We start from the raw sequence: 19,550 nt of genomic DNA on the forward strand, positions 1-19,550 counted from the left end.
GATGCTCCGACTCAGCACATCCGATCGACCTTCTCGTCCGCGATCCGGCGCTCCAGTTTGGCGGCGTCGAGGTTGCGGCAGAGGACGATCGAACCACCTCCGGAGATCACCCCGACGAGCAGTCCCACCCCGTCGCGCGCGACCAGGTCCCGCGTCACCAGGATCCGGTCGGTGACGGGTTCCGCCGTACCGATCAGGTCGTCGTGGGTGAGGTCGTCGTACGCCGGGGACGTGGGTGTCGGCGGGTCGAACGGGACGAAGACGTCCGGGTGGTTGTAGACCTCGGCACCGTAGTCGTGGATCCCGTCCGGCAGCGGCTCCCGGAACCGGCCGCCGAGCGGGAGCAGCGCGGAGGCGACGGTCTCCCGCGAGCCCCGGATCCCGAAGTCCGGCCCGGTGATCGCGAGCGAGCCGGTGCCGCTGGTCAGCGACGCCCCGACCGACCAGGTGGACAGCGCCCAGACCACGCCGAGCCAGTGCGGCGGCAGGCCGATCGCGACGGTCTCGCCGGCCTCCAGGTCGTACTCGTCGACCAGCAGGTTCGCGGTCTTGGCGACCCAGTTCGCGGTGGTGAGCGCGCTCAGCTCGATCCGCTCGCCGCTCGCGTCGTCGTAGTAGGTGAGGAACGGGCCGGCGCCGTCCCGGCGGACCGCGGCCGCGAACAGCTCGGGCAGAACTCGTGACATATGGCCCACCCTACGGTTCGCGCGCCGACGTACTTTGGTGGGGGATTCAGCGAAAGAAGGCTTGTGATGGTGCCACAGCTCGAGCTGCCGCAAGGTGGCGAATGGGTCGTGATTCTGATCATCGTGGTGCTGCTCTTCGGCGCGAAGAAGCTGCCGGAGCTCACCAAGAACGCGGCTCGGGCGATGAACGAGTTCAACAAGGCCAGGTCCGGCGAGGACGAGACCCCCGAGGTCGGGGCGGGCGAGCCGGCCGCCGGGACCGGGTCAGCCGGCCGCGCCGACCTCGAGGGCGGCGGTCCGGAGAGCGTCGGCGAGGAGCGCCGCGGGCTCTGACATCCGGCCGGGCAACCGGGCCAGGATCGTACGGCGCAACTCCTTCGAGCCACCGCGCACGGTCACCACGCGGACACCGGGTGGCGCCGCCGGGGCCATCGACACGGAGATCGTGGTCAGCCCCGCACCGGCCGCGACGAGCTGCAGCTTCGCCAGCCAGTCGCGGACCGTGTGCGCGATCACCGGCCGCTCGTCGAGCCCCGGCCAGACACCCATCAGCAACTCCTCACCGGCCGCCGGTCCGGCGATCCAGCGCTGACCGCGCAGGTCGGCGACATCCACCGAGTCGTGTGCCGCGAGCGGATGACTGGTTGGCACCGCCAGCCGCAGGCTCCGCTCGGCCAGCGTCTCCAGCTTGAGCGCGGGTGACTCCGCGTCCGGCGGCCGGAACGGTGGCGCGGACGCCAGCAGCGCCAACTCGAGGGTCCCGGCCCGCAGTGCCCGCACCAGTGCCGGGGTCGAGCCTTCCCGCGTCGTCACCGTGATCGACGGATGCGACCTCCGGAGCGCACTGATTGCCCGCGGCAACAACACGGCGCCGGCGCTCGGGAACCAGCCCAGTCGCACCGTCCCGCCGGCGGCCGGTAGCCCGGCGAGCTCCCGGGCGGTCGCGTCGAGCTGATCCAGCACACCGGCGGCATTCCGCAGAACGACGTGACCGGCCGCGGTGAGCAGCACGCCTTCGCGCCGTCGCTCCAGCAGCGGCGCGCCCGCGGCCCGCTCGAGGGACGCGATCTGCCGGGACACCGCGGATTGGGTGTACCCGAGCGCGGTCGCCGCCGCGGTGAACGTGCCGCGCTCCGCGACCTCGCGGAACACCCGCAGCGCCACCAGGGAGACATCGCTGAAGTCCATGACGTTTACGCATACTACCTGTGCTGAAGTTTCGTTGGAGTCATGGATCCGGCCGCCCTACGTTGGCGATATGACAGAACAACGCATAGCCCTGGTCACCGGCGCCAACCAAGGCATCGGTTTCGCCTTCGTCGAGGCTCTGGCGAATCGCTTGGACCCTGACGACCTGGTCCTTCTCACCGGCCGGGACCCGCAGCGGGTCTCCGAGGCGGTTCGTCGGGTGAAGGGAGTCGCCCGCGTCGAGGGGCGAGTGCTCGATGTGACGGATGCCGACGCGGTCGCGGCCCTGGCGGCCGAGCTCGGAGCGGTCGACATCGTGATCTCCAACGCGGTCGGCCCGTTGCAGCCGGATCGGACCCAGGCCGAGCAAGCCGACGTGTTCATCGACGTCGCCAATCTCGGGGCTCAGGCGGTGCTGCGGTCCTTCGGGCCGATCCTGAAGCCGGGTGGCCGGTTGATCGTGGTGGCGAGCTCGCTCGGGACGCTCGACCATCTGCCGGAGGAGCTGTGGCCGCGGTTCGACGGCGTGACGCTCGAGGAGGTCGAGCAGGCGGTCGAGGACTGGCGGGCGGCCATCCACACGGGCGAGCCGGGCTGGCCGGAGTGGATCAACTTCCCGTCGAAGGTGGCGCAGGTCGCCGCAGTACGAGCGGTCGCCGCGGACCGGCGTACGCGGGATCTCGCCGACGGGACCCTGGTCGCCTCGGTCTGCCCCGGGCTCGTCGACACCCGCGCCTCCCGGCCGTGGTTCGACGACTTCAGCCAGGCGAAGTCCCCCGCCGACGCCGTCGTACCGATCGTCGACCTGATCCTGGCCGACCACCTCGACCCGGCCCTGTACGGCGAACTGGTCCGCGACGGCAAGGTCCTCCCGTGGAATCCGTCCGTCCCTCGATAAACTTGCTGCCGGTAAGGTCAGTACATGTTGATCGTGGCCGGCCTGGCCCTGATCCTGGTGCTGACCGTTGCCACTGGCTACTTCGTCTCCCAGGAGTTCGCGTACGTCGCGGTGGACCGGAGCCGGCTGCAGACCCTCGCCGACGGCGGTGACGCGGCCGCGGCCCGGGCACTGAAGGTCACCGCCCGGCTGTCGTTCGTACTGTCCGGCGCGCAGGTCGGCATCACCATCACCGCGCTGCTGGCCGGCTACTTCGCCGAGCCCTACCTCGGCGCGGGACTGGAGGACCTGCTCGGCGCGACCGGGGTGCCGGAGACCGTGAGCAGGTCCGTCTCCGTCCTCCTGGCGTTGCTGTTGGCAACGATCATCCAGATGGTGCTGGGCGAGCTGGCGCCGAAGAACCTGGCGATCGCGAAGGCCGAGGCGATCGCGCTCCGGCTGGCCCGGTCCACCCTGTTGTACCTGACCGTCGCCGGGCCGGTGATCCGGGTGTTCGACTCGGCCTCGAACCGGATCCTGCGCCGGGTCGGGATCGAACCGGTCGAGGAGCTGCCGCAGGGCGCGACCGCGAAGGAGCTCGACCGGATCATCGCCACGTCGTACGAGCAGGGCCTGCTGGACCAGGACACCATGCGGCTGCTCGACCGCGGCCTCGACTTCCGGGCCCGGACCGCCGGGGAGGCGATGGTTCCGCGTGTCGACGTGGTCCACGTGCACCGCGACGAGCCGCTCACCCGGGTGGTCGACCTGCTCGACACCGGGCACAGCCGGTTCCCGGTGATCGGCGACTCGGTCGACGAGGTGATCGGCGTGGTGGCGATCAATGACGTGGTCGAGCTGGAACCGGCCGACCGGGAGCACATCGCGGCCGGCTCACTGGCTTCGCAGCCGGTCGTCGTACCGTCCACGTTGCCGCTGCCGGGCGTACTGGAACGGCTGCGGACGGCCCGCCGCCAGCTCGCGATCGTCGTCGATGAGTACGGCGGGTTCGCCGGGATCGTGTCGCTCGAGGACATCGCCGAGGAACTGGTCGGCGAGATCCGGGACGAGGACGACCTGCCGGAGACCGGGCTGGTGCAGGGCGGCGACGGGTCGTGGGTGGTGCCGGCCAGGTGGCGGCTCGACGAGGTCGAGGAGGCCACCGGCGTCGGGCTGCCCGAGGACGACGACTACGAGACGGTGTCCGGCCTGGTGATGGCGCGGCTCGGCCGGATCCCGGTGGTCGGCGACGAGCTCGTGGTGGAGCTGCCGCAGCGGTTCGACCACGACGGGCGTCCGGTCCCGGCCGAGTTCGTCCGGCTGACCGTGCAGACCATCGAGCGCCGGGTGCCCGGTCTCGTCGTGATGGAGCGGACGACGTGAGTACGCCGCTCGCCCTGATCATCTCGGCGCTCCTGCTGGCGCTGAACGGGTTCTTCGTTGCCGCCGAGTTCGCCCTGGTGGCCTCGAAGCGGCACCGGCTCGAGGAGCTGGCCGCGTCCGGCAGCCGCGCGGCGCGGGCCGCGATCGCCGGGGTGAGCGAGCTGTCGGTGATGCTCGCCGGCGCGCAGCTCGGCATCACCCTGTGCACCCTGGGGCTCGGCTCGCTGAGTGAGCCGGCTGTCGCCAACCTGCTGCATCCGTTGTTCGAGCTGGCGCACATCCCCGAAGGCGTCGGTCACGTCATCGCGCTGATCATCGCCGTCGCCGCGATCGGCCTGCTCCACGTGCTGCTCGGTGAGATGGCGCCGAAGTCGTGGGCGATCAGCAACCCCGAACGGTCCGCACTCGTGCTCGCCCTCCCGTTCCGTGCCTTCACGTGGGTCTTCCGCCCGCTGCTGCTCGTCCTCAACTGGATCGCCAACCTCTGCGTCCGGCTGGTGAAGGTGACCCCGCAGAACGAGCTGGCGAACGCGCACGGCCCCGACGAGCTCCGCCTGCTGATCGGCTCCTCCCGGCAGCACGGCACGCTGGAAGAGCCCGAACACGACCTGCTCACCGCGATGCTCGCGCTGCAGAACACCACGGTCGCCCAGGTGATGACGCCGATCGCCCAGCTCGCCACGGTCCCCGCGGACGCGCCGGCCCGCGAGGTCGAGCTCACCAGCCGCCGCGAAGGCCGCTCCCGCCTGGCCGTCGTCAGCCCGGGTACGACGATCTGCGGCATCGTCCACGTCCGCGACGCGGCCCGCGCGACCACGAGCGGCGGTACGACGTTGCACGCGCAGGACCTGATGACCGCGCCGCTGCGAGTGGCAGCCGGGACTCCGGTGGCGACCGCGATCCGGACGATGCGCGACGAGCGATCCCAGTTGGCCGTCGTCTGCGATGCCGATCAGCCGGTCGGCGTGGTCGCGCTGGAGGACCTGCTGGAAGAGGTGATCGGGGAGTTCGACGACGAGACCGACCCGATCGTCAGCGCCGCGAAGACAGAACCGCGGCAGTAGTTCCGCGGCGGCTACCGTGGAGCCAAGAACCGTCGGGAGGGAGAGCGCCGTGCCGATCAGCCGGATTGGGCTTGTCGTTCACGAGGGGCGTCCGGTTGCCGTGACGACCGCCGCCACCGTGCGTGAGTGGGCGGCCGAGCACGACATCGGCTGTACGGACATCGATGTGTGGAAGGCGCACGAGGACCGGCGCGGCGGGATGGACGAGCTGCATCACGCCGGCGACCCGGATCTCGTCGTCACGCTTGGCGGTGACGGGACGTTCCTGCGCGGCGCCCGGATCGCGGCGAAGAACAACGCCGCGGTACTTGGGGTCGACCTGGGCAAGGTCGGATTCCTGACCGAGGTGGCCTGCCGCGATGTGGAGGCGGCTCTGGAGGCGGTGCACCACGGCGGCGCGACGTACGAAGAGCGGATGACGCTGACCATGCGCGCGTCGCGTCCGCTGGAGATCCCCAGCGGTATCGAGTCCCTGCTGCGGTACGGGCATGGTCCGGGGCTGCCGCCACCGGCCGTCCGTCCGGAGTCGACCGAGGGCGACGGCTGGGGTGTCGCGCTGGACGTGACCGCGCTGAACGACGTCGTCCTCGAGAAGCTGGCGCGCGATCACCAGGTGGCCCTCGGTGTGTACCTCGCCGGCAGGCTGCTGGCGTCGTACTCGGCCGATGCGGTGATCGTGGCGACGCCGACCGGCTCGACGGCGTACAGCTTCGCGGCCGGTGGACCGATCCTGTCGCCGAACGCCGAGGCCATCGTGTTCACGCCGGTGGCGCCGCACATGACCTTCAATCGAACGGTTGTCGCGGCGCCGGACGAGCCGGTCGCGCTCCGCGTCCTCCCGCACTCCGGCCAGGCCGCGGTCAGCATCGACGGGCAACTGCGCGGCGTCCTGGACCCGGGGGACTGGATCGGCGTCTACGGATCGCCCCGGCGGCTGCGGCTGGTTCGCCTGCGCCCGACCGACTTCTACGGCCGGTTGCGCGACCGCTTCCGGCTCACCGACGCACCCGCCACCGCCCTCGACGGCGAGTCCGACCCGTTCTGGCGGCCGACCACACCAGTCCCAGCAGACCTCGCCCACCTCAGGATTCCGCCACCGGCCGGCGACGACCGGTAGGGTCTTCCCTCATGCGAAACGTGGTGATCCTGGCCGGTGGTTCGGGGACGCGGCTGTGGCCGATGTCGAGAGACGACCGGCCGAAACAGGTGCTGCCGCTGGCGGCCGGCGAGTCGCTGCTCCGGGTGGCGTACAACCGGCTCCGCGGCCTGGTCGACCCGGCGAACATCTACGTGTGCACGGTCGGCGCGTACACCGAGGTCGTGCGCAAGGAGCTGCCCGAGCTCGGCGCGCACAACATCATCGGCGAGCCGGCCCGCCGGGACACCGCGAACGCGGTCGGCCTGGCCTCCGCGGTGGTCGCCCGCAACGACCCGGACGCGGTGGTCGCGTTCGTCGGATCGGACCACCTGATCAGTCCGGAGGACGAGTTCCGGGCCGCGATCGAGAACGGGTTCGCGGTCGTCGAGCAGCGGGCCCGATCGCTGGTGACGTTCGGGATCGAGCCGACCCATCCGCACACCGGGCTCGGGTACATCGAGCGCGGCGAGCCGATCGAGGGGACCGCGGCGTTCGCCGTCGACCGGTTCCGCGAGAAGCCGGATCGCGCCACTGCCGAGGAGTACCTGGCCACCGGGCGGTTCTGGTGGAACTCGGGGATGTTCGTCTGGCGGGCCGAGACCGTGCTGAGCGTGCTGGACGAGCTCCTGCCCGAGTCCGCGGCCCGGTTGCGTCAGGTGGCGTCGGTGTGGGACACCCCCGCACGTGACACGACCCTAGCCGAGATCTACCCGAACCTGCGCAAGATCAGCGTCGACTACGCGGTGATGGAACCGGCCTCCCAGGGCAAGGTCGACGCCGACGTGGTCGTCGTACCCATGCCGGTCCACTGGCTCGACGTCGGCTCGTGGGCCGCCCTCGCCGGCACCTACGACGCCGATGCCAACGGCAACCGCACCGACGGCACCACCCTGAGCTGCCTACTCGACTCCCACGACAACATCATCGTCACCGACGACCCCGACCACCTCATCGCCGCCGTAGGCCTGACCAGCCACATCATCGTCCACACCCAGGACGTCACCATGGTCTGCCCCCTGTCCGACGGCGAACGAGTCAAAGACCTAGTAGCCCAAGTCCAATCCGACCACGCCGAACGCTACATCTAGCCCGCTATCGGATACGCGCGGAAGCCTGAGGCGACGAAGGCACCCACGGACGAGCGAACGCCCCCCGGAAGTAGCTTCTCGGGGGCGTTCGGTGTACTGGTCGGGCTCAGCCGCCTGCCGGCTCCTGGGCGTCTGTGGACGGGTACTTGTCCATGAATTGCTTCAGGGCGTCGCCGCTTACTGAGGCGCAGAACTGGCGGTGGCCGAAGGCTTTGTCCTGGCCGGAGGCGTTGCCGCTCCAGTGGGAGAAGGCGATGTTCTTGCCGTCGGGCCAGGGCTTGCCGTCGGTTTCGCGGAAGGGGGCGGCGATGAACTTGCCGCCGGTGCTGTCGGGCAGCTTGGCCTTGGAGAGCTTCTCGATCTGGTCGATCTGGTCCTTCGGCAGGGCTTCCTTGTACCAGAGGATCGTGTAGCCGTGCTCCAGGTTGTGCACCAGGTTCGGGATCGGCGGCCGGTCGTCGAGGGTGTAGAACTTCTTGTTGAACGGCGCCCAGACCGCGTAGTGCGGGCCGGACGACGGCGGCGAGACCGAGTAGTTGATCACGGTGCCGTCGGGCTTGTGGTCCTGGGTGCCGCCGGCCTCGTCGTTGGTGGGCGCGTCACAGGACGCCGCCGACGCGGCCACGCCGAGCTCGGTGATGGCCTGGTTCTTGGTCCGGGAGTCCTGGATCAGCCGGATCGCCGGGTAGGCGATGATGGCCAGACCGACCACGATCGACGCGACCACGATGAGGATGGTCCGGTTCCGGTCCGTGCGGGCCTGGTCCCGTTGCATCTTCTCGATCATCTCGCGACGCGACTGCTTCTGCGACGACGCTTTACCCACAGTGTTGGTCTTCCCGGATCGGGGCGGCCACCGCGCCGCCGTGCGGGAGCAGTGTACGAGGTGACCCTGAGAGGTTGCCTAGAAAACTACTTCGACCGTGAGCCGAACGTGACCGTCGCCGCACTGCCCGGCCCGGTCCGCACGGACACGCCGTAGCCCTCCGCGTGCAGCAGGACGGCGAGCCGCTCGGCGATCACCCCGACCGCGACCGGCTCGTCACCGAAGACCGTGACAGCGTTGTCGAGCAGCTCGAGGTGAATGTCCTCCGCGTCGTCCAGCAGCCCGTCCCACAGCGCCGGATCGACCTCTCGCGGCCCCGTCGGCTCCCGGCGCTCCAGTACGGCGGCCCGCGCGGCCTCCCGGGTCCCCAGGCTGAACATGTCGTGCTCGGCGTCCCGCACCAGCGCCCGCGCCCCGGCGCCGTGCTCCCCGATCGGGAGTACGGCGTCCTGCAGGCCCCGCAGTACGGCGACCGGGACGCCGTCCGCCTTGCCCTTGACCAGCTCACTCGCACTGGCGATCTCGTCGGCCAGAGCCGGCTCGGTCACCGCGAGGACGTTGCCATGGCTGTCCGTCGTACCGCGGAGGTCTTCCATCACGCGGACTCCGGCCGCGCCGATCGCCAGGTCGGTCTGACCGTTGCGCCACGGACGGCCGAGTGTGTCAGTGATCACGATGCCGACGTTGACGTCGTACTGCTGCTTCAGAGCGATCCGGAGCTGCCGGGCCGACTGGTCGGGGTCGACCGGGAGCAGCAGGACCGTGCCGGGCGCGGTGTTGGACGTATCCGTCCCGGCCGCCGCCATCACCAGGCCGTGCCGGGTCTGCACGATCCGGGTCTCGCCACGCTGGGCCACGACCCGCACGAGCTCGGCGTCGACCGCCTCCTGCCGGGTGCCGTGGGTCAGCCGCCCCTCGGCCTTGCTGACGATCTTGGACGTGACCGAGACGACGTCGCCGTCCCGCAGGTCGGTCCCCTCGCCGATCAGCGCGGCCAGGTCGTCCCCGGCCGTCACCTCGGGCAGTCCGGTCACCGGGAAGATGTCCAGGTGCTTCCTCATCGCCGTACGGCCTCCGCGAGGTTCAGTGCCGCGTCAGCCATCGCGGCGGTGGTGGTCTCGTCCGTCATCCACAACGGCACCGCCTGGACGTGAATTCCGGCTCCGGCGATCGAATCGGCCTGGATCGCGTCCGACGTGTCGATCAGCCAGCCGTCCAGTACGCCGCCGCTCGCGCGCGAACCGTAGTACCGCGCCACGGCGGACGCGGTCGAGGCGACACCGACGGCGGCCAGCACCTTGTCGGCCATGCCACGGACCGGACTGGTGCCGATGATCGGCGACAGCCCGATGACCGGCGCGGCCGTCTCCCGGACCGCGTCCCGGATCCCCGGTACGCCGAGGATCGTGCCGACCGAGACCACGGGGTTGGACGGCGGCACGATCAGTACGTCGCAGTCCGCGATGGCCTCCAGGACACCGGGCGCGGGCTTGGCCTTCTCCTGGCCGACCGCGACGATCTGGTGGGCCGTGATCTCCGCGTGCCAGCGGACCCAGTACTCCTGGAAGTGGATGGCCTTCCGGCGGCCGGGCTGGTCCGGATCGTCCACCACCACGTGGGTCTCGATCCGGTCGTCACTCATCGGCAGCAGCCGGACCGGGAGCTTCCAGCGCTCGCACAGCGCCTCGGTCACCGCGGTCAGGCCGTACCCGGCGTCGAGCATCTGTGTCCGGACCAGATGCGTCGCCACGTCCCGGTCGCCGAGCCCGAACCAGGTCGGCTCCACGCCGTACGCCGCGAGCTCCTCCTTGATCACCCAGGTCTCGTCCTCCCGGCCCCAGCCGCGTTCGGCCGAGATGCCGCCACCGAGGGTGTACATCACCGTGTCGAGGTCCGGGCACACCCGCAGTCCGAAGAGCGTGATGTCGTCAGCGGTGTTCCCCACCACGGTGATCTCGGCGTCCGGGCGGGCCTTCAGCAGCCCGCGGAGGAAGGTGGACCCGCCGATGCCACCGGCCAGCACTGTCAATCGCATGGGAAGAGTCTGCACGAGTCGTCAATCGGTCGGACCACCGCACGACTATGCTGCGGTGGGTCCGAACCATCCGCACAGCTCAGTTGTACGGCCCCCCAACATCCCGAGGAGCCCTCGTGGTCACCGACGCAACCAAGAAGCTCAGAGAGCCGGTCGCGTACATCCTGCTCGCATTCGCCGGCCTGCTCGTGCTGGCCTCGCTGATCCGGCTGTTCGTCGGCGGCGCCGGCTTCACCGCCGCCGCCGGAGGCGTGCAAGGCACACTCACCCCGCCCTCGTTCAGCGCGCTGGTGCTGCTGGTTGCCCTGGCGGGCGCGGTCTGGCTGGTGAGCGAGGCCGGTGAGCGGACGCCGAACGCCCGGACGGTGGCGCTGGCCGCGCTGGTGATCACCGGTGTGGCGCTGCTGATCGGCGTGATCACCGCGTTCGCGGGCTTCAACGAGACCAGCACCGCCGGTCTGAAGATCGTCGGCTTCCTCTACGCGCTGGCCGGCCTGGCGCTGTACGGCGTGGCCGGTCTCTACATCCTCAAGACCTACCAGGCGCTGCCGGCGCCGGTCCGCGCACCCAAGCCGGGCCAGTTCGCGCCGCAGGGTCAGTACGGCCAGCAGCAGTACGGCCAGACCGCGCCGTACGGTCAGCAGCAGGGTGGCTACGGCCAGCCGCAGGGCCAGCCGGGTCAGTACGGTCAGTACGACCAGGGCCAGGGCCAGTACGGCGGGTACGGCGCGGCCGCCGGCGCCGGTGCGGTCGGTGGCTACGCGGCGGCGCAGGGCGACCAGCAGCAGTGGCCGCAGGAGCAGGGCTGGAACCAGGGCGAGCAGCAGGCCTGGTCCGCCGGCGAGGCCGAGGCGCAGCACGCCGACCCGCAGCAGCAGCCGGCCGAGCAGGCTTGGTCCGCCGAGGGCCAGAGCGTCGAGCCGACGCAGGCGTGGAGCTCCGAAGGCCAGCAGCAGTGGGGCGGCCAGGACCAGGCCCAGCAGTGGCCGCAGGAGCAGCAGTGGGGCGGCGGCGACGCCGGCCAGCAGCAGTGGAGCGGTCAGGACTACGGCCAGCCGCAGCCGCAGGGTCAGCAGGAGTGGCCCGCCGCCCAGGGCGAGCACGCGGCCCGCGAAGAGGGCTCGCACGAGGTGCCCGAGGCGCCGCAGGCGTGGCAGCAGGAGCAGGCCTGGCCGGCCGAGGAGGCACCGGCCGCCGAGCCGGCGGCCCAGGCGGAGCAGCCGGCCACCGAGGCCGCGGACGAGACCCGGGTCGACCCGCGGGTGACCGAGGCCGACAAGGACGAGCAGAACCCGCAGCAGGGTCAGGGGCAGCAGGGCTGGTGGTCCCAGCCTTCCTGAGCCGGACAAGGCAGCAAGCCCTTGCCGGGGCGACCGTGGAATGAAATTCACGGCGCCCCGCGCGGGCGGAGACGGATGCGAGAGGCCTGTACATGCAGGCCTCTCGTTCTTTTGCAGCCGTGTTGCGGATGATGCCAATAGCAGACCACGGCTTGACTTTCGTGGATTGCAGGAATGTAATTTCAACCGTGTCGTTCGTTGGACACTCGGTATCGGGGACCGTTGCAGAGCGCAGGACGGACGAGGTCAGGCATGTGGACCGCAAACCCACATGTACAGGGGAACGAACAGGGTCGAGGAGGTCGGACCGTGACAGAGAGCCTGATGGCGATTGTCGACGGTGAGGCGATCGAGGAGGAGCCGAACTGGCAGGAAAGGGCGCTGTGTGCCCAGACCGACCCAGAGGCGTTCTTCCCGGAGAAGGGCGGTTCCACCCGCGAGGCGAAGAAGGTCTGCCTCGGCTGTGACGTGCGGGGCGAGTGCCTCGAGTACGCACTGCAGAACGACGAGCGCTTCGGGATCTGGGGCGGGCTGTCGGAGCGGGAGCGCCGCAAGCTGAAGAAAAAGGCCGTTTGACGGTCAGTACCCGGCACACAACTTCACACGAACTTTCCGCGAGGCCCCGGGGACGTCCTGTCACCGGGGCCCGCGGCTTTTCTGGGCTTCGGCGCACGGCTGTATGGTGACCCAGACCGTCCGTAACCATCGAGGTGTCACTGCTCCGCATGGAACAAGAAGCTCCGGCCGGCTGGGAGTTCTTCGACTCCGTCGACTTCCCGACCGATCACATCGACGACCCGATGGGCCGTCCGCGGGTCCGGCACGTCGTCACCGCGGTGGTGGTCGGGCACGAGGGTGCTGCCTGGCTGCCCCGGCTGTCCGAGGCGCTGTGGGCGCTCAACCCACGCCCGGACCGGCTGATCGCGGTCGACACCGGGTCCACCGACGAGACCGCCGAACTGCTGGCCGCGATGCCCGGCGTCGAGCCGGTCGTCAGCGTCTCCGCCCGTACCGGTTTCGGTACGGCGGTCGCCCGCGGTGTCGAGACGGTCGGCTTCGCGCCGATCCCGTCGCCGTTCGGCCCGTACGGCGAGGACGCGCAGATGCCGGTGGTCGAGTGGCTGTGGCTGCTGCACGACGACTGCGCGCCGGCTCCCAAGGCCCTGGAGAAGTTGTTGCTCCAGGCCACTATTTCACCGGATGTCGGGGTCTGGGGCCCGAAGCTGCGGCTCTGGCCGCGGGACCGCGAGCTGCTCGAGGTCGGCGTCACCACGTCACTCGGCGGCCGCCGCGACACCGGCATCGAGAACGGCGAGCTGGACCAGGGACAGCACGACCAGCCGCGGAACGTCCTCGCGGTCAGCTCGGCCGGCATGCTGGTCCGCCGCGATGTCTGGGAGGCGCTGCACGGTTTCGACCCGCGGCTGCCGATGTTCCGCGACGACATCGACTTCGGCTGGCGCGCGAGCCGGGCCGGCTTCCAGGTCGGTGTCGCACCGGATGCGGTCATCTACCACGCGCAGGCCGCCGCGACCGGTGAGCGCGCGCTGGCCGGCACCCGTCGGCACGCCTACCAGCTGGACCGCGCACACGCGTACTACACGGTCCTCGCGAACGCGCCCGGCAAGCTGCTGCCGCTGCTGATCCTGCGGTTCCTGCTCGGCACTGTGCTGCGCTCGATCTGGTTCCTCCTCGGCAAGACACCCTCCGGTGCGGTCGACGAGTGGACCGCCCTGCTCGGCACCTTGCTGGCCGGTGGCTGGACCCAAGCCCGCAAGAATCGCCGCAACCTCGACCAAGTCCCGTACGACGACATCAAGGGACTGTTCTCCCGGTCTGTGCACGCTCTCCGGCACAACCTGGAAGAGACCACCGGCACGATCTCCGAGCGGATCCGCGAAGCCTGGGCGGACGAGCCGGAAGAGCAGGTCGTCACGAGCGCGCGGAGGGCCAAGTCCACCGCCCGGGTCGCGACCGACCAGCCACGCTGGCGTCGTCAGCTGATCCGTCGGCCGTTCCTCGTCGCCTGGGTGTTCCTGGCGATCGGTGCGTTGATCTCGGCGCGCAGTCTGATCGGTGGCGGCGCACTGCGGTCCCACCTCTTGCTGCCGGCGCACGAGAGCCTTGGTGCGCTTTGGCATGCAGCAGCTTCGGCTCCGCCCGGTGTGACGCCGCCTGCTTGGCTGGCGCAGTTCTGGGCCTTCTCCACGGTCATGTTCGGCCCGGGCGGTGCGACGAACCTGCTGTTGCTCGGTGCCGTCCCACTGGCCGGTCTCGCTGCGTGGGCGTTGCTGCGCTCGTTCGTCGTGGACCGGGTGGCGCGGGCGTGGGGTGCGGCGGCGTACGGGCTTGCTGTGTTCACGAACGGCGCGATCAGCCAAGGCCGGCTCGGGACCTGTGTGGCGGCGATCGTCCTGCCGCTGCTGGGTGCTGCGGTGCACACCATCGCCCGCCGGCGTCGCGTGGTTATCCAGGGCAGCTGGCGGGCCGCGTGGTTCGCCGGAATCTGTCAGGCCGTGCTGTTCGCCTTCACTCCGGCGCTGGGACTGCTGATCAGCGTCCTCTTGGTCTTCGGCGCGGTGTTCGGCCTCGGCTGGCGCCGGCAAGGTCGCCAGCTTGTCTTCTCCGTCGTACTGGGTCTCTTGCTCGTTCTGCCATGGACGATCCAGCTGGTGCTGCATCCGTCGCGGCTCGGACAAGAGGCGGGCGGTCCGCCCACCGCGGCGATCGGTCCGGGCGACAGCCTGCAGCACCTCCTGACGGGTACGCCGATCGGTGGGCCGACGCCGTGGTGGTTCGCCGTACCGCTGATCGTGGTGGCGTTGGTCAGTCTGCTGCGTGAGTCGCGCCAGCGGTACGAGCTGCTCGGGTGGTTCGCCGCGATGGCCGGACTGGCCGGGACGCTGCTCGCGAGCCGGTTGGGTGGTGGCAGTGGTCCGCTGATGTTCCTGATGACGGCCGGCTGGATCATCGCGGTGACGGTCGCCTGGGACTCGGTCGGCAAGTCCACCGAGATCATCGTGCAGGGCGTGCTCGGGATCGTGCTGGTGACGACGATCGTGACGGCCGGCTTCTGGCTGGTGCGGGGGATGGACGGTCCGCTGTGGCGCGGGCCGGCCCAGGACCTGCCGGCGTACCTGGTGTCCGCGCAGGACCCGCCGGAGAACCAGTCGATCCTGGTCGTGCGCAAGGCGCCGGACGGAGAGATGCGGTTTTCGCTGGTGAAGGACGGCGGCCCGCGGATGGGTTCGCTGGAGGCCGCGCCGACCGCGGAGCAGACCAAGCCGATCACCGACGTGCTGTCGACCCTGGGGGGCGGCGGCTCGGGTGAAGAGGGCCGGCAGTTGGCCGGACTCGCGATCGACTACGTCTACCTGCCCGGTCCGGTGGATCCGACCCTGCAGTCGACGCTCGACTCGCTGCCCGGCTTGACCCGGGCCAGTGCGAACGACGGCGACGCGTCCTGGCTGGTGGACCGGTCGAAGATCGAGGGCAGTTCGCCGCTGAACGACCAGACCCACACGCTGTGGCGGCTGCTCGGCATCATCGCGTGGATCATCGCGCTGATCTTCTGCCTGCCGACCGTGCGGCGGACTGTCGCCGTTCCGCACGGCACCCACGCGAGGAGGGACCGGTGAGCCGGTTGCTGTCGGATCCGCGCATCCGGCTCGGAGCTTGTGTACTGGCGATGGCCGGGTTCGCCGGCCTCGGCGTGGTCACCCATGCCAAGGAGCCGAAGACCCGTCCGGAGGCCGCCGCCGCGCCGGCGCCGGCGGTCGTGAACCGTACGGCGTTGTCGTGCCCGGTGCTCGCCCCGGGCGGCGAGCTGACGAGTGTCGTGAACGCGGTGTCGCCGACACTGCCCGAAGGCACTCCGACCGCGGCGGGCAGCGATGCGCCGCTGTCGATCAGCCCCTTGGCGGCGACGGCCGACCCGGTCGGTTCGCTGCTCGTGCGCGGCAAGATCGGTTCGACCAACCCGGCCACCAAGCCCGTTCCGCTGACGATCCACGGCACCGGACCACTGGCCGCCGGCACCGTCGGCACGAGTACGACGACCTCCACCGAAGGCGCGAACCGGGGTATGGCGAGCGTGCCGTGCCAGCTGCCCGGCTCGGACTTCTGGTTCGTCGGTGCGTCCGGAGCGAGCGACCGGCGCGACGTGCTGGTGCTGACGAACCTGGACAGCATCAACGCCGAGGTCAACGTCACCCTGTACGCGCGGAGTGGTCCGCAGGACCTGCCTGCCGCGCGCGGGATCGTCGTGCCGGCGCGCGGCACGTACGAACTGTTCCTCGGCCAGATCGCGGCCAACCTGCGGGACGTCGCCCTGCACGTCGAGTCGACCGGTGGGCGGGTCTCGCCCGCCGTGCGGAGCAACCCGACCACGAACGGCAAGCCGGCCGGTGTGGACTGGCTGAACCCGTCGACTCCGCCCGCGACCACGGTGTTCGTGCCGGCCACGGCGCCGGGAGCCGGGATGCGGATCCTCTCGGTGGCCAACCCGTCGGACCTGCAGGCGACAGCGAGCTTGACTATCAACGGACCGAACGGCCCGTTCAAGCCGGCCGGTCTGGAGACCGTGCAGATCCCGGCCGGGTCGGTGAAGACGGTCCGGCTCGATCCGGTCCTGCACGGCGATCCCAGTGCGATCACCGTCTCGTCGGACCAGCCGGTGACGGCGTCGATGCGGATCTCGGACGCGAGTGGGACGGACTTCGCATCGCTCGGGTCGGCCGAGGCGCTCACGGGACCGGCGTACCTCGTGCTGCCGGCGCACCAGCAGCCGGCCGTGCTGCAGGTGACCGCGCCGGGGAAGACCGGGAGCGTGAAGTTCGAGCTGCGGGATCTGGCCGGGCGGGTGCTGCAGACGCGGGCCGTCGACGTGGTCGGTGGTGCGACCACTCCGATCTCGTTCGCCGCGCAACCGCGGGCGACGTACCTGATGGTCGAGCAGACGCGGGGCAGTGTCGTCGCCGGCGTCACGCTGATGCCGGCCGCCAAGCCGGGCGACGACGACGTGGCTCAGGTGGCGGCGTGGCCGCTCAACACCTCGCTGGTGTTCCGGGCTCAGCTGGGCGCCCAGCCCGATCTCACAGCAGCGCTGCGGTAGCTCAGCCTTCGGAGGAGTTCGCGCCGGGGTCCTGGAGCATACGCAGGTGGCCTCGGCGGGCGATCTCGACGGGTGCGCCGGGGGTGCCTGTGCCGGGCTCGCGGCGGGGCAGGGGCCGGGCAGCCTCGCGGACCGCGTTGGCCAGGGCCTCCAGGTCGTCCGAGGACGGTCCGGCCGCGGCCGGGTCCGGAGCGAGGCGGATGACTTCCCAGCCGTTCGGCGCGGTCAGCCGGTCGGCGTGGTCGGCGCACAGGTCGTAGCAGTGCGGTTCGGCGTACGTCGCCAGTGGGCCGAGCACGCAGGTGGAGTCGGCGTACACATAGGTGAGCGTCGACACAGCCGGCTTGTGACAGGCGGCGCGCGAACAGATCCTGGCGATGCTCACGACCAGACATTACGCCCACTAGGCTGAGCGCGTGACCGAGGCTCGCCGTCATCGCAGGCACATAGACCGTCACGGCCGCGGCATGCTCGGCCCGATCAGCCGGCCGAGCCGGTTCGCGCCGCGCGGTCTGCCGCTGCAGCGGGCGGCCGCGGCCCAGTTCGACGAGGTGGTCGCGATCGAGGTGACCCGGCTGGAGAAACGGCTGCCGCAGGTCGTCGCCCGGGTCGAGTTCGCGATCGAGGACGTGCCGAACCTGGATCTCGACGCGACCGAGATCCCGCTCACCCACGCCAGCGGCGGGACCTCGCACGAGCCCTACCGGATCGTGGTGTTCCGCCGGCCGATCGAGCTGCGGGCCGAGCGCTCCGGCGCCGGGCTGGCCTGGCTGGTCCGCTCCGCGCTCGTTCTCGAGCTGGCCGACGTCCTCGCCCTCTCCCCGGAGCAGATCGACCCGGACTTCGACGCCGACGACGACTAAGCGCGGGCGACACTCCCGACGAGCAAAACCACTCGCGCACTGGTGTTCAAACCTGTTCCGTACTGTGGGAAGGGGTTTGTGACCATCGTTGTCAATGCGAGAGGATCGTGGTGTGAACGATCAAAAACTGCGCGTCGGAGTTGTCGGGCTGGGATTCGCCGGGCGGACGGCCCTGGAGGCGTTCTCCGAGCTGCCGGACGTCGAGGTGGTCGCGCTGGCCGGGCTGGAGAAGGACATCCTGACCAGCCTGGGCGAGAAGCACGGCGTACCGCATCTCTACGAGAAGTGGGAGGACCTGCTCGAGACCGAGGGCCTGGAAGCGGTCAGCATCGGGACACCGACGCAGCTGCACGCCCCGATCGCGCTGAAGGCGCTGGAGAAGGGCCTGCACGTGCTGTCCGAGAAGCCGCTGGCCCGGACGGTGGCCGAGGGCACCGCGATGGTCGAGGCCTCGAAGCAGGCCGGCCGGGTCCTCAAGGTCGTCTTCAACCACCGCGAGCGCGGTGACGTCGCAGCCCTGAAGCACCAGATCGACGAAGGTCAGCTGGGCCGGATCTACTACGCGAAGGCGCACTGGATGCGCCGCAACGGCATCCCGGGAATGGGCGGCTGGTTCACCAACCGCGAGCTGTCCGGCGGCGGTCCGCTGATCGACCTCGGCGTCCACATCCTCGACCTGGCGCTGCACCTGATGGGCGAGCCGCAGGTGACCACGGTCTCGGCCGACACCTTCGCCGAGCTCGGTCCGCGCGGCAAGGGCAGCGTGAGCAGCGCGGAGCGGCCGACGGTCGACACGCTCGGGTCGAAGTTCGAGGTCGAGGACCTCGCCACGGCGTACCTGCGGCTGCAGGGCGGCGGTGCGCTGCAGCTGGAGACCAGCTGGGCCACCTACCGCGCGCCGGGCGACAACTTCGGTATCGAGCTGTTCGGCACCGAGGGCGGCGCCAAGATCGAGGTGCAGAACTACACCACCGTCGACACGCTGCGCATCTTCACCGACGTGGCCGGCGTCCCGGCCGAGGTGAAGCCCGCGACCGGCGCCGGGCTCGGCCACCGCGCGGTGGTGCGGGAGTTCGTCCGGATCGTCCGCAGCGGCGACTGGGACGGTCAGAACGGGTCCGAGGCGCTGCTTCGGACCGAGGTCATCGACGCCTGCTACGCCTCGGCGAAGGCGGGACGAGAGGTTGTGCTGCATGACTGATCCGATTCGCGTCACGGTGTGGGGCGAGAACGTGCACGAGGGCCGCGACGAGTCCGTGCGCAAGATCTACCCCGACACGATGCACGAGACGATCGCCGCGGCGTTGCGGGCCAAGCTCGGCCAGGACGTGGTCGTCCGGACGGCGTGGCTGCAGCAGCCCGAGCACGGTCTCACCGAGGAGGTGCTCGCCGAGACCGACGTACTTACCTGGTGGGGTCACGCGGCGCACGGCGACGTCGACGACGCGATCGTCGAGCGGGTGCAGCGGCACGTGCTGTCAGGCATGGGCCTGATCGCGCTGCACTCGGCGCACTTCAGCAAGATCTTCATCCGGCTGATGGGCACCACCTGCTCGCTGGACTGGCGGGCCGAGAACGACCGCGAGCTGATCTGGACGGTCGCCGCCGGCCACCCGATCGCGCAGGGCATCCCGCACCCGCTGGTGATCGAGCGGGAGGAGATGTACGGCGAGCTGTTCGACATCCCGCAGCCGGACGAGCTGGTGTTCGTCAGCTCCTTCACCGGTGGCGAGGTGTTCCGCTCCGGCTGTTGCTACCGCCGCGGCCAGGGCCGGGTGTTCTACTTCCGGCCGGGTGACCAGGAGTTCCCGACCTACCACCAGCCGGAGGTCCAGCAGATCATCGCCAACGCGGCGAAGTGGGCGGCTCCGAGCAGCCCGCGGCAGCTGCCGACGGTGCACCACCGCAAGGACATCGACTGGTTCGACCGAGCCTGAGATACGCATCCG

19 protein-coding genes are annotated in these 19,550 nt (G+C 70.4%); 13 read left to right on the forward strand and 6 right to left on the reverse strand.

Annotated features, from left to right (window positions below; genetic code table 11):
• Window positions 1–11: 11 nt before the first annotated feature.
• Window positions 12–686: a TIGR03089 family protein gene (locus ACZ6O0_RS14610; protein ID WP_465765361.1), complete on the reverse strand. Its 675-nt coding sequence runs from the start codon at window positions 684–686 to the stop codon at window positions 12–14.
• A 66-nt stretch (window positions 687–752) separates the two neighbouring features.
• Here ACZ6O0_RS14610 and tatA point away from each other — a divergent pair, with 66 nt between their 5' ends.
• Window positions 753–1,019: a twin-arginine translocase TatA/TatE family subunit gene (gene tatA, locus ACZ6O0_RS14615; RefSeq protein ID WP_465765362.1), complete on the forward strand. Its 267-nt coding sequence runs from the start codon at window positions 753–755 to the stop codon at window positions 1,017–1,019.
• On the opposite strand, the gene ACZ6O0_RS14620 is transcribed toward tatA, so the two are convergent.
• Window positions 951–1,874 (reverse strand): LysR family transcriptional regulator, encoded by a 924-nt coding sequence (locus ACZ6O0_RS14620; RefSeq protein WP_465765363.1) that lies wholly within the window; start codon window positions 1,872–1,874, stop codon window positions 951–953. The two genes, tatA and ACZ6O0_RS14620, sit on opposite strands and share 69 nt — an antisense overlap.
• A 70-nt stretch (window positions 1,875–1,944) precedes the next feature.
• Here ACZ6O0_RS14620 and ACZ6O0_RS14625 point away from each other — a divergent pair, with 70 nt between their 5' ends.
• The 5 genes from ACZ6O0_RS14625 to ACZ6O0_RS14645 are packed head-to-tail and all read left to right on the forward strand — an operon-like array spanning window position 1,945 to window position 7,424.
• A complete protein-coding gene (locus tag ACZ6O0_RS14625; protein ID WP_465765364.1) occupies window positions 1,945–2,772 on the forward strand; it encodes an SDR family NAD(P)-dependent oxidoreductase in 828 nt (275 codons plus the stop codon).
• Between the two features lie 24 nt (window positions 2,773–2,796).
• Window positions 2,797–4,134 carry a hemolysin family protein gene (locus tag ACZ6O0_RS14630; RefSeq protein WP_465765365.1) on the forward strand — a complete coding sequence of 446 codons (1,338 nt, stop codon included), beginning with the start codon at window positions 2,797–2,799 and terminating at the stop codon, window positions 4,132–4,134.
• Window positions 4,131–5,198, forward strand: a complete 1,068-nt coding sequence (locus tag ACZ6O0_RS14635) for a hemolysin family protein (RefSeq protein ID WP_465765366.1) — start codon at window positions 4,131–4,133, stop codon at window positions 5,196–5,198. Before ACZ6O0_RS14630 ends, ACZ6O0_RS14635 begins: the two co-directional genes overlap by 4 nt.
• Before the next feature lie 49 nt (window positions 5,199–5,247).
• The gene (locus ACZ6O0_RS14640; RefSeq protein WP_465765367.1) at window positions 5,248–6,315 is read left to right on the forward strand and encodes an NAD(+)/NADH kinase; all 1,068 of its coding nucleotides are present in this window, start codon (window positions 5,248–5,250) and stop codon (window positions 6,313–6,315) included.
• Window positions 6,316–6,326: 11 nt separating this feature from the next.
• Window positions 6,327–7,424 (forward strand): mannose-1-phosphate guanylyltransferase, encoded by a 1,098-nt coding sequence (locus ACZ6O0_RS14645; RefSeq protein ID WP_465765368.1) that lies wholly within the window; start codon window positions 6,327–6,329, stop codon window positions 7,422–7,424.
• 106 nt (window positions 7,425–7,530) lie between these two features.
• Here ACZ6O0_RS14645 and ACZ6O0_RS14650 read toward each other — a convergent pair whose 3' ends face one another.
• The 3 genes from ACZ6O0_RS14650 to cofD all read right to left on the reverse strand — a co-directional run bounded on the left by ACZ6O0_RS14650 (window position 7,531) and on the right by cofD (window position 10,285).
• On the reverse strand, window positions 7,531–8,211 hold the full coding sequence (locus ACZ6O0_RS14650; protein WP_465765369.1) for a DUF3105 domain-containing protein: 681 nt from the start codon (window positions 8,209–8,211) through the stop codon (window positions 7,531–7,533).
• Between the two features lie 125 nt (window positions 8,212–8,336).
• Window positions 8,337–9,311, reverse strand: a complete 975-nt coding sequence (locus ACZ6O0_RS14655; protein WP_465765370.1) for a coenzyme F420-0:L-glutamate ligase — start codon at window positions 9,309–9,311, stop codon at window positions 8,337–8,339.
• Window positions 9,308–10,285 (reverse strand): 2-phospho-L-lactate transferase, encoded by a 978-nt coding sequence (gene cofD, locus ACZ6O0_RS14660; protein WP_465765371.1) that lies wholly within the window; start codon window positions 10,283–10,285, stop codon window positions 9,308–9,310. The genes ACZ6O0_RS14655 and cofD overlap by 4 nt, the downstream gene beginning before the upstream one ends.
• 116 nt (window positions 10,286–10,401) lie before the next feature.
• Between cofD and ACZ6O0_RS14665 the strand changes: the two genes are divergently transcribed.
• From ACZ6O0_RS14665 to ACZ6O0_RS14680, 4 genes are all read left to right on the forward strand, one after another.
• The gene (locus tag ACZ6O0_RS14665) at window positions 10,402–11,625 is read left to right on the forward strand and encodes a hypothetical protein (protein WP_465765372.1); all 1,224 of its coding nucleotides are present in this window, start codon (window positions 10,402–10,404) and stop codon (window positions 11,623–11,625) included.
• A 324-nt stretch (window positions 11,626–11,949) separates the two neighbouring features.
• Complete coding sequence (locus ACZ6O0_RS14670) at window positions 11,950–12,201, forward strand: WhiB family transcriptional regulator (protein WP_020389877.1); 252 nt, start codon at window positions 11,950–11,952, stop codon at window positions 12,199–12,201.
• Between the two features lie 149 nt (window positions 12,202–12,350).
• On the forward strand, window positions 12,351–15,263 hold the full coding sequence (locus ACZ6O0_RS14675; RefSeq protein WP_465765373.1) for a glycosyltransferase family 2 protein: 2,913 nt from the start codon (window positions 12,351–12,353) through the stop codon (window positions 15,261–15,263).
• On the forward strand, window positions 15,260–16,738 hold the full coding sequence (locus tag ACZ6O0_RS14680) for a DUF5719 family protein (protein WP_465765374.1): 1,479 nt from the start codon (window positions 15,260–15,262) through the stop codon (window positions 16,736–16,738). The genes ACZ6O0_RS14675 and ACZ6O0_RS14680 overlap by 4 nt, the downstream gene beginning before the upstream one ends.
• 1 nt (window position 16,739) lies before the next feature.
• On the opposite strand, the gene ACZ6O0_RS14685 is transcribed toward ACZ6O0_RS14680, so the two are convergent.
• The gene (locus ACZ6O0_RS14685) at window positions 16,740–17,123 is read right to left on the reverse strand and encodes a DUF3499 domain-containing protein (RefSeq protein WP_465765375.1); all 384 of its coding nucleotides are present in this window, start codon (window positions 17,121–17,123) and stop codon (window positions 16,740–16,742) included.
• A gap of 31 nt (window positions 17,124–17,154) precedes the next feature.
• On the opposite strand from ACZ6O0_RS14685, the gene ACZ6O0_RS14690 reads away from it, so the two are divergent.
• The 3 genes from ACZ6O0_RS14690 (at window position 17,155) to ACZ6O0_RS14700 (ending at window position 19,538) form a co-directional block, all read left to right on the forward strand.
• Window positions 17,155–17,601 carry a metallopeptidase family protein gene (locus tag ACZ6O0_RS14690; RefSeq protein ID WP_465765376.1) on the forward strand — a complete coding sequence of 149 codons (447 nt, stop codon included), beginning with the start codon at window positions 17,155–17,157 and terminating at the stop codon, window positions 17,599–17,601.
• 112 nt (window positions 17,602–17,713) lie between these two features.
• A complete protein-coding gene (locus ACZ6O0_RS14695; protein ID WP_465765377.1) occupies window positions 17,714–18,802 on the forward strand; it encodes a Gfo/Idh/MocA family protein in 1,089 nt (362 codons plus the stop codon).
• A complete protein-coding gene (locus ACZ6O0_RS14700; protein WP_465765378.1) occupies window positions 18,795–19,538 on the forward strand; it encodes a ThuA domain-containing protein in 744 nt (247 codons plus the stop codon). Before ACZ6O0_RS14695 ends, ACZ6O0_RS14700 begins: the two co-directional genes overlap by 8 nt.
• The last annotated feature ends 12 nt before the right edge of the window (window positions 19,539–19,550 follow it).

The organism is Kribbella sp. NPDC048837, assembly GCF_055586945.1.

Coding starts and splice junctions, on each gene's coding strand:
- ACZ6O0_RS14610 (WP_465765361.1), bottom strand. CDS start 686: ATGTCACGAGTTCTGCCCGAGCTGTTCGCGGCCGCGGTCCGCCGGGAC.
- tatA (WP_465765362.1), top strand. CDS start 753: ATGGTGCCACAGCTCGAGCTGCCGCAAGGTGGCGAATGGGTCGTGATT.
- ACZ6O0_RS14620 (WP_465765363.1), bottom strand. CDS start 1,874: ATGGACTTCAGCGATGTCTCCCTGGTGGCGCTGCGGGTGTTCCGCGAG.
- ACZ6O0_RS14625 (WP_465765364.1), top strand. CDS start 1,945: ATGACAGAACAACGCATAGCCCTGGTCACCGGCGCCAACCAAGGCATC.
- ACZ6O0_RS14630 (WP_465765365.1), top strand. CDS start 2,797: ATGTTGATCGTGGCCGGCCTGGCCCTGATCCTGGTGCTGACCGTTGCC.
- ACZ6O0_RS14645 (WP_465765368.1), top strand. CDS start 6,327: ATGCGAAACGTGGTGATCCTGGCCGGTGGTTCGGGGACGCGGCTGTGG.
- ACZ6O0_RS14650 (WP_465765369.1), bottom strand. CDS start 8,211: ATGATCGAGAAGATGCAACGGGACCAGGCCCGCACGGACCGGAACCGG.
- ACZ6O0_RS14655 (WP_465765370.1), bottom strand. CDS start 9,311: ATGAGGAAGCACCTGGACATCTTCCCGGTGACCGGACTGCCCGAGGTG.
- cofD (WP_465765371.1), bottom strand. CDS start 10,285: ATGCGATTGACAGTGCTGGCCGGTGGCATCGGCGGGTCCACCTTCCTC.
- ACZ6O0_RS14670 (WP_020389877.1), top strand. CDS start 11,950: ATGGCGATTGTCGACGGTGAGGCGATCGAGGAGGAGCCGAACTGGCAG.
- ACZ6O0_RS14675 (WP_465765373.1), top strand. CDS start 12,351: ATGGAACAAGAAGCTCCGGCCGGCTGGGAGTTCTTCGACTCCGTCGAC.
- ACZ6O0_RS14700 (WP_465765378.1), top strand. CDS start 18,795: ATGACTGATCCGATTCGCGTCACGGTGTGGGGCGAGAACGTGCACGAG.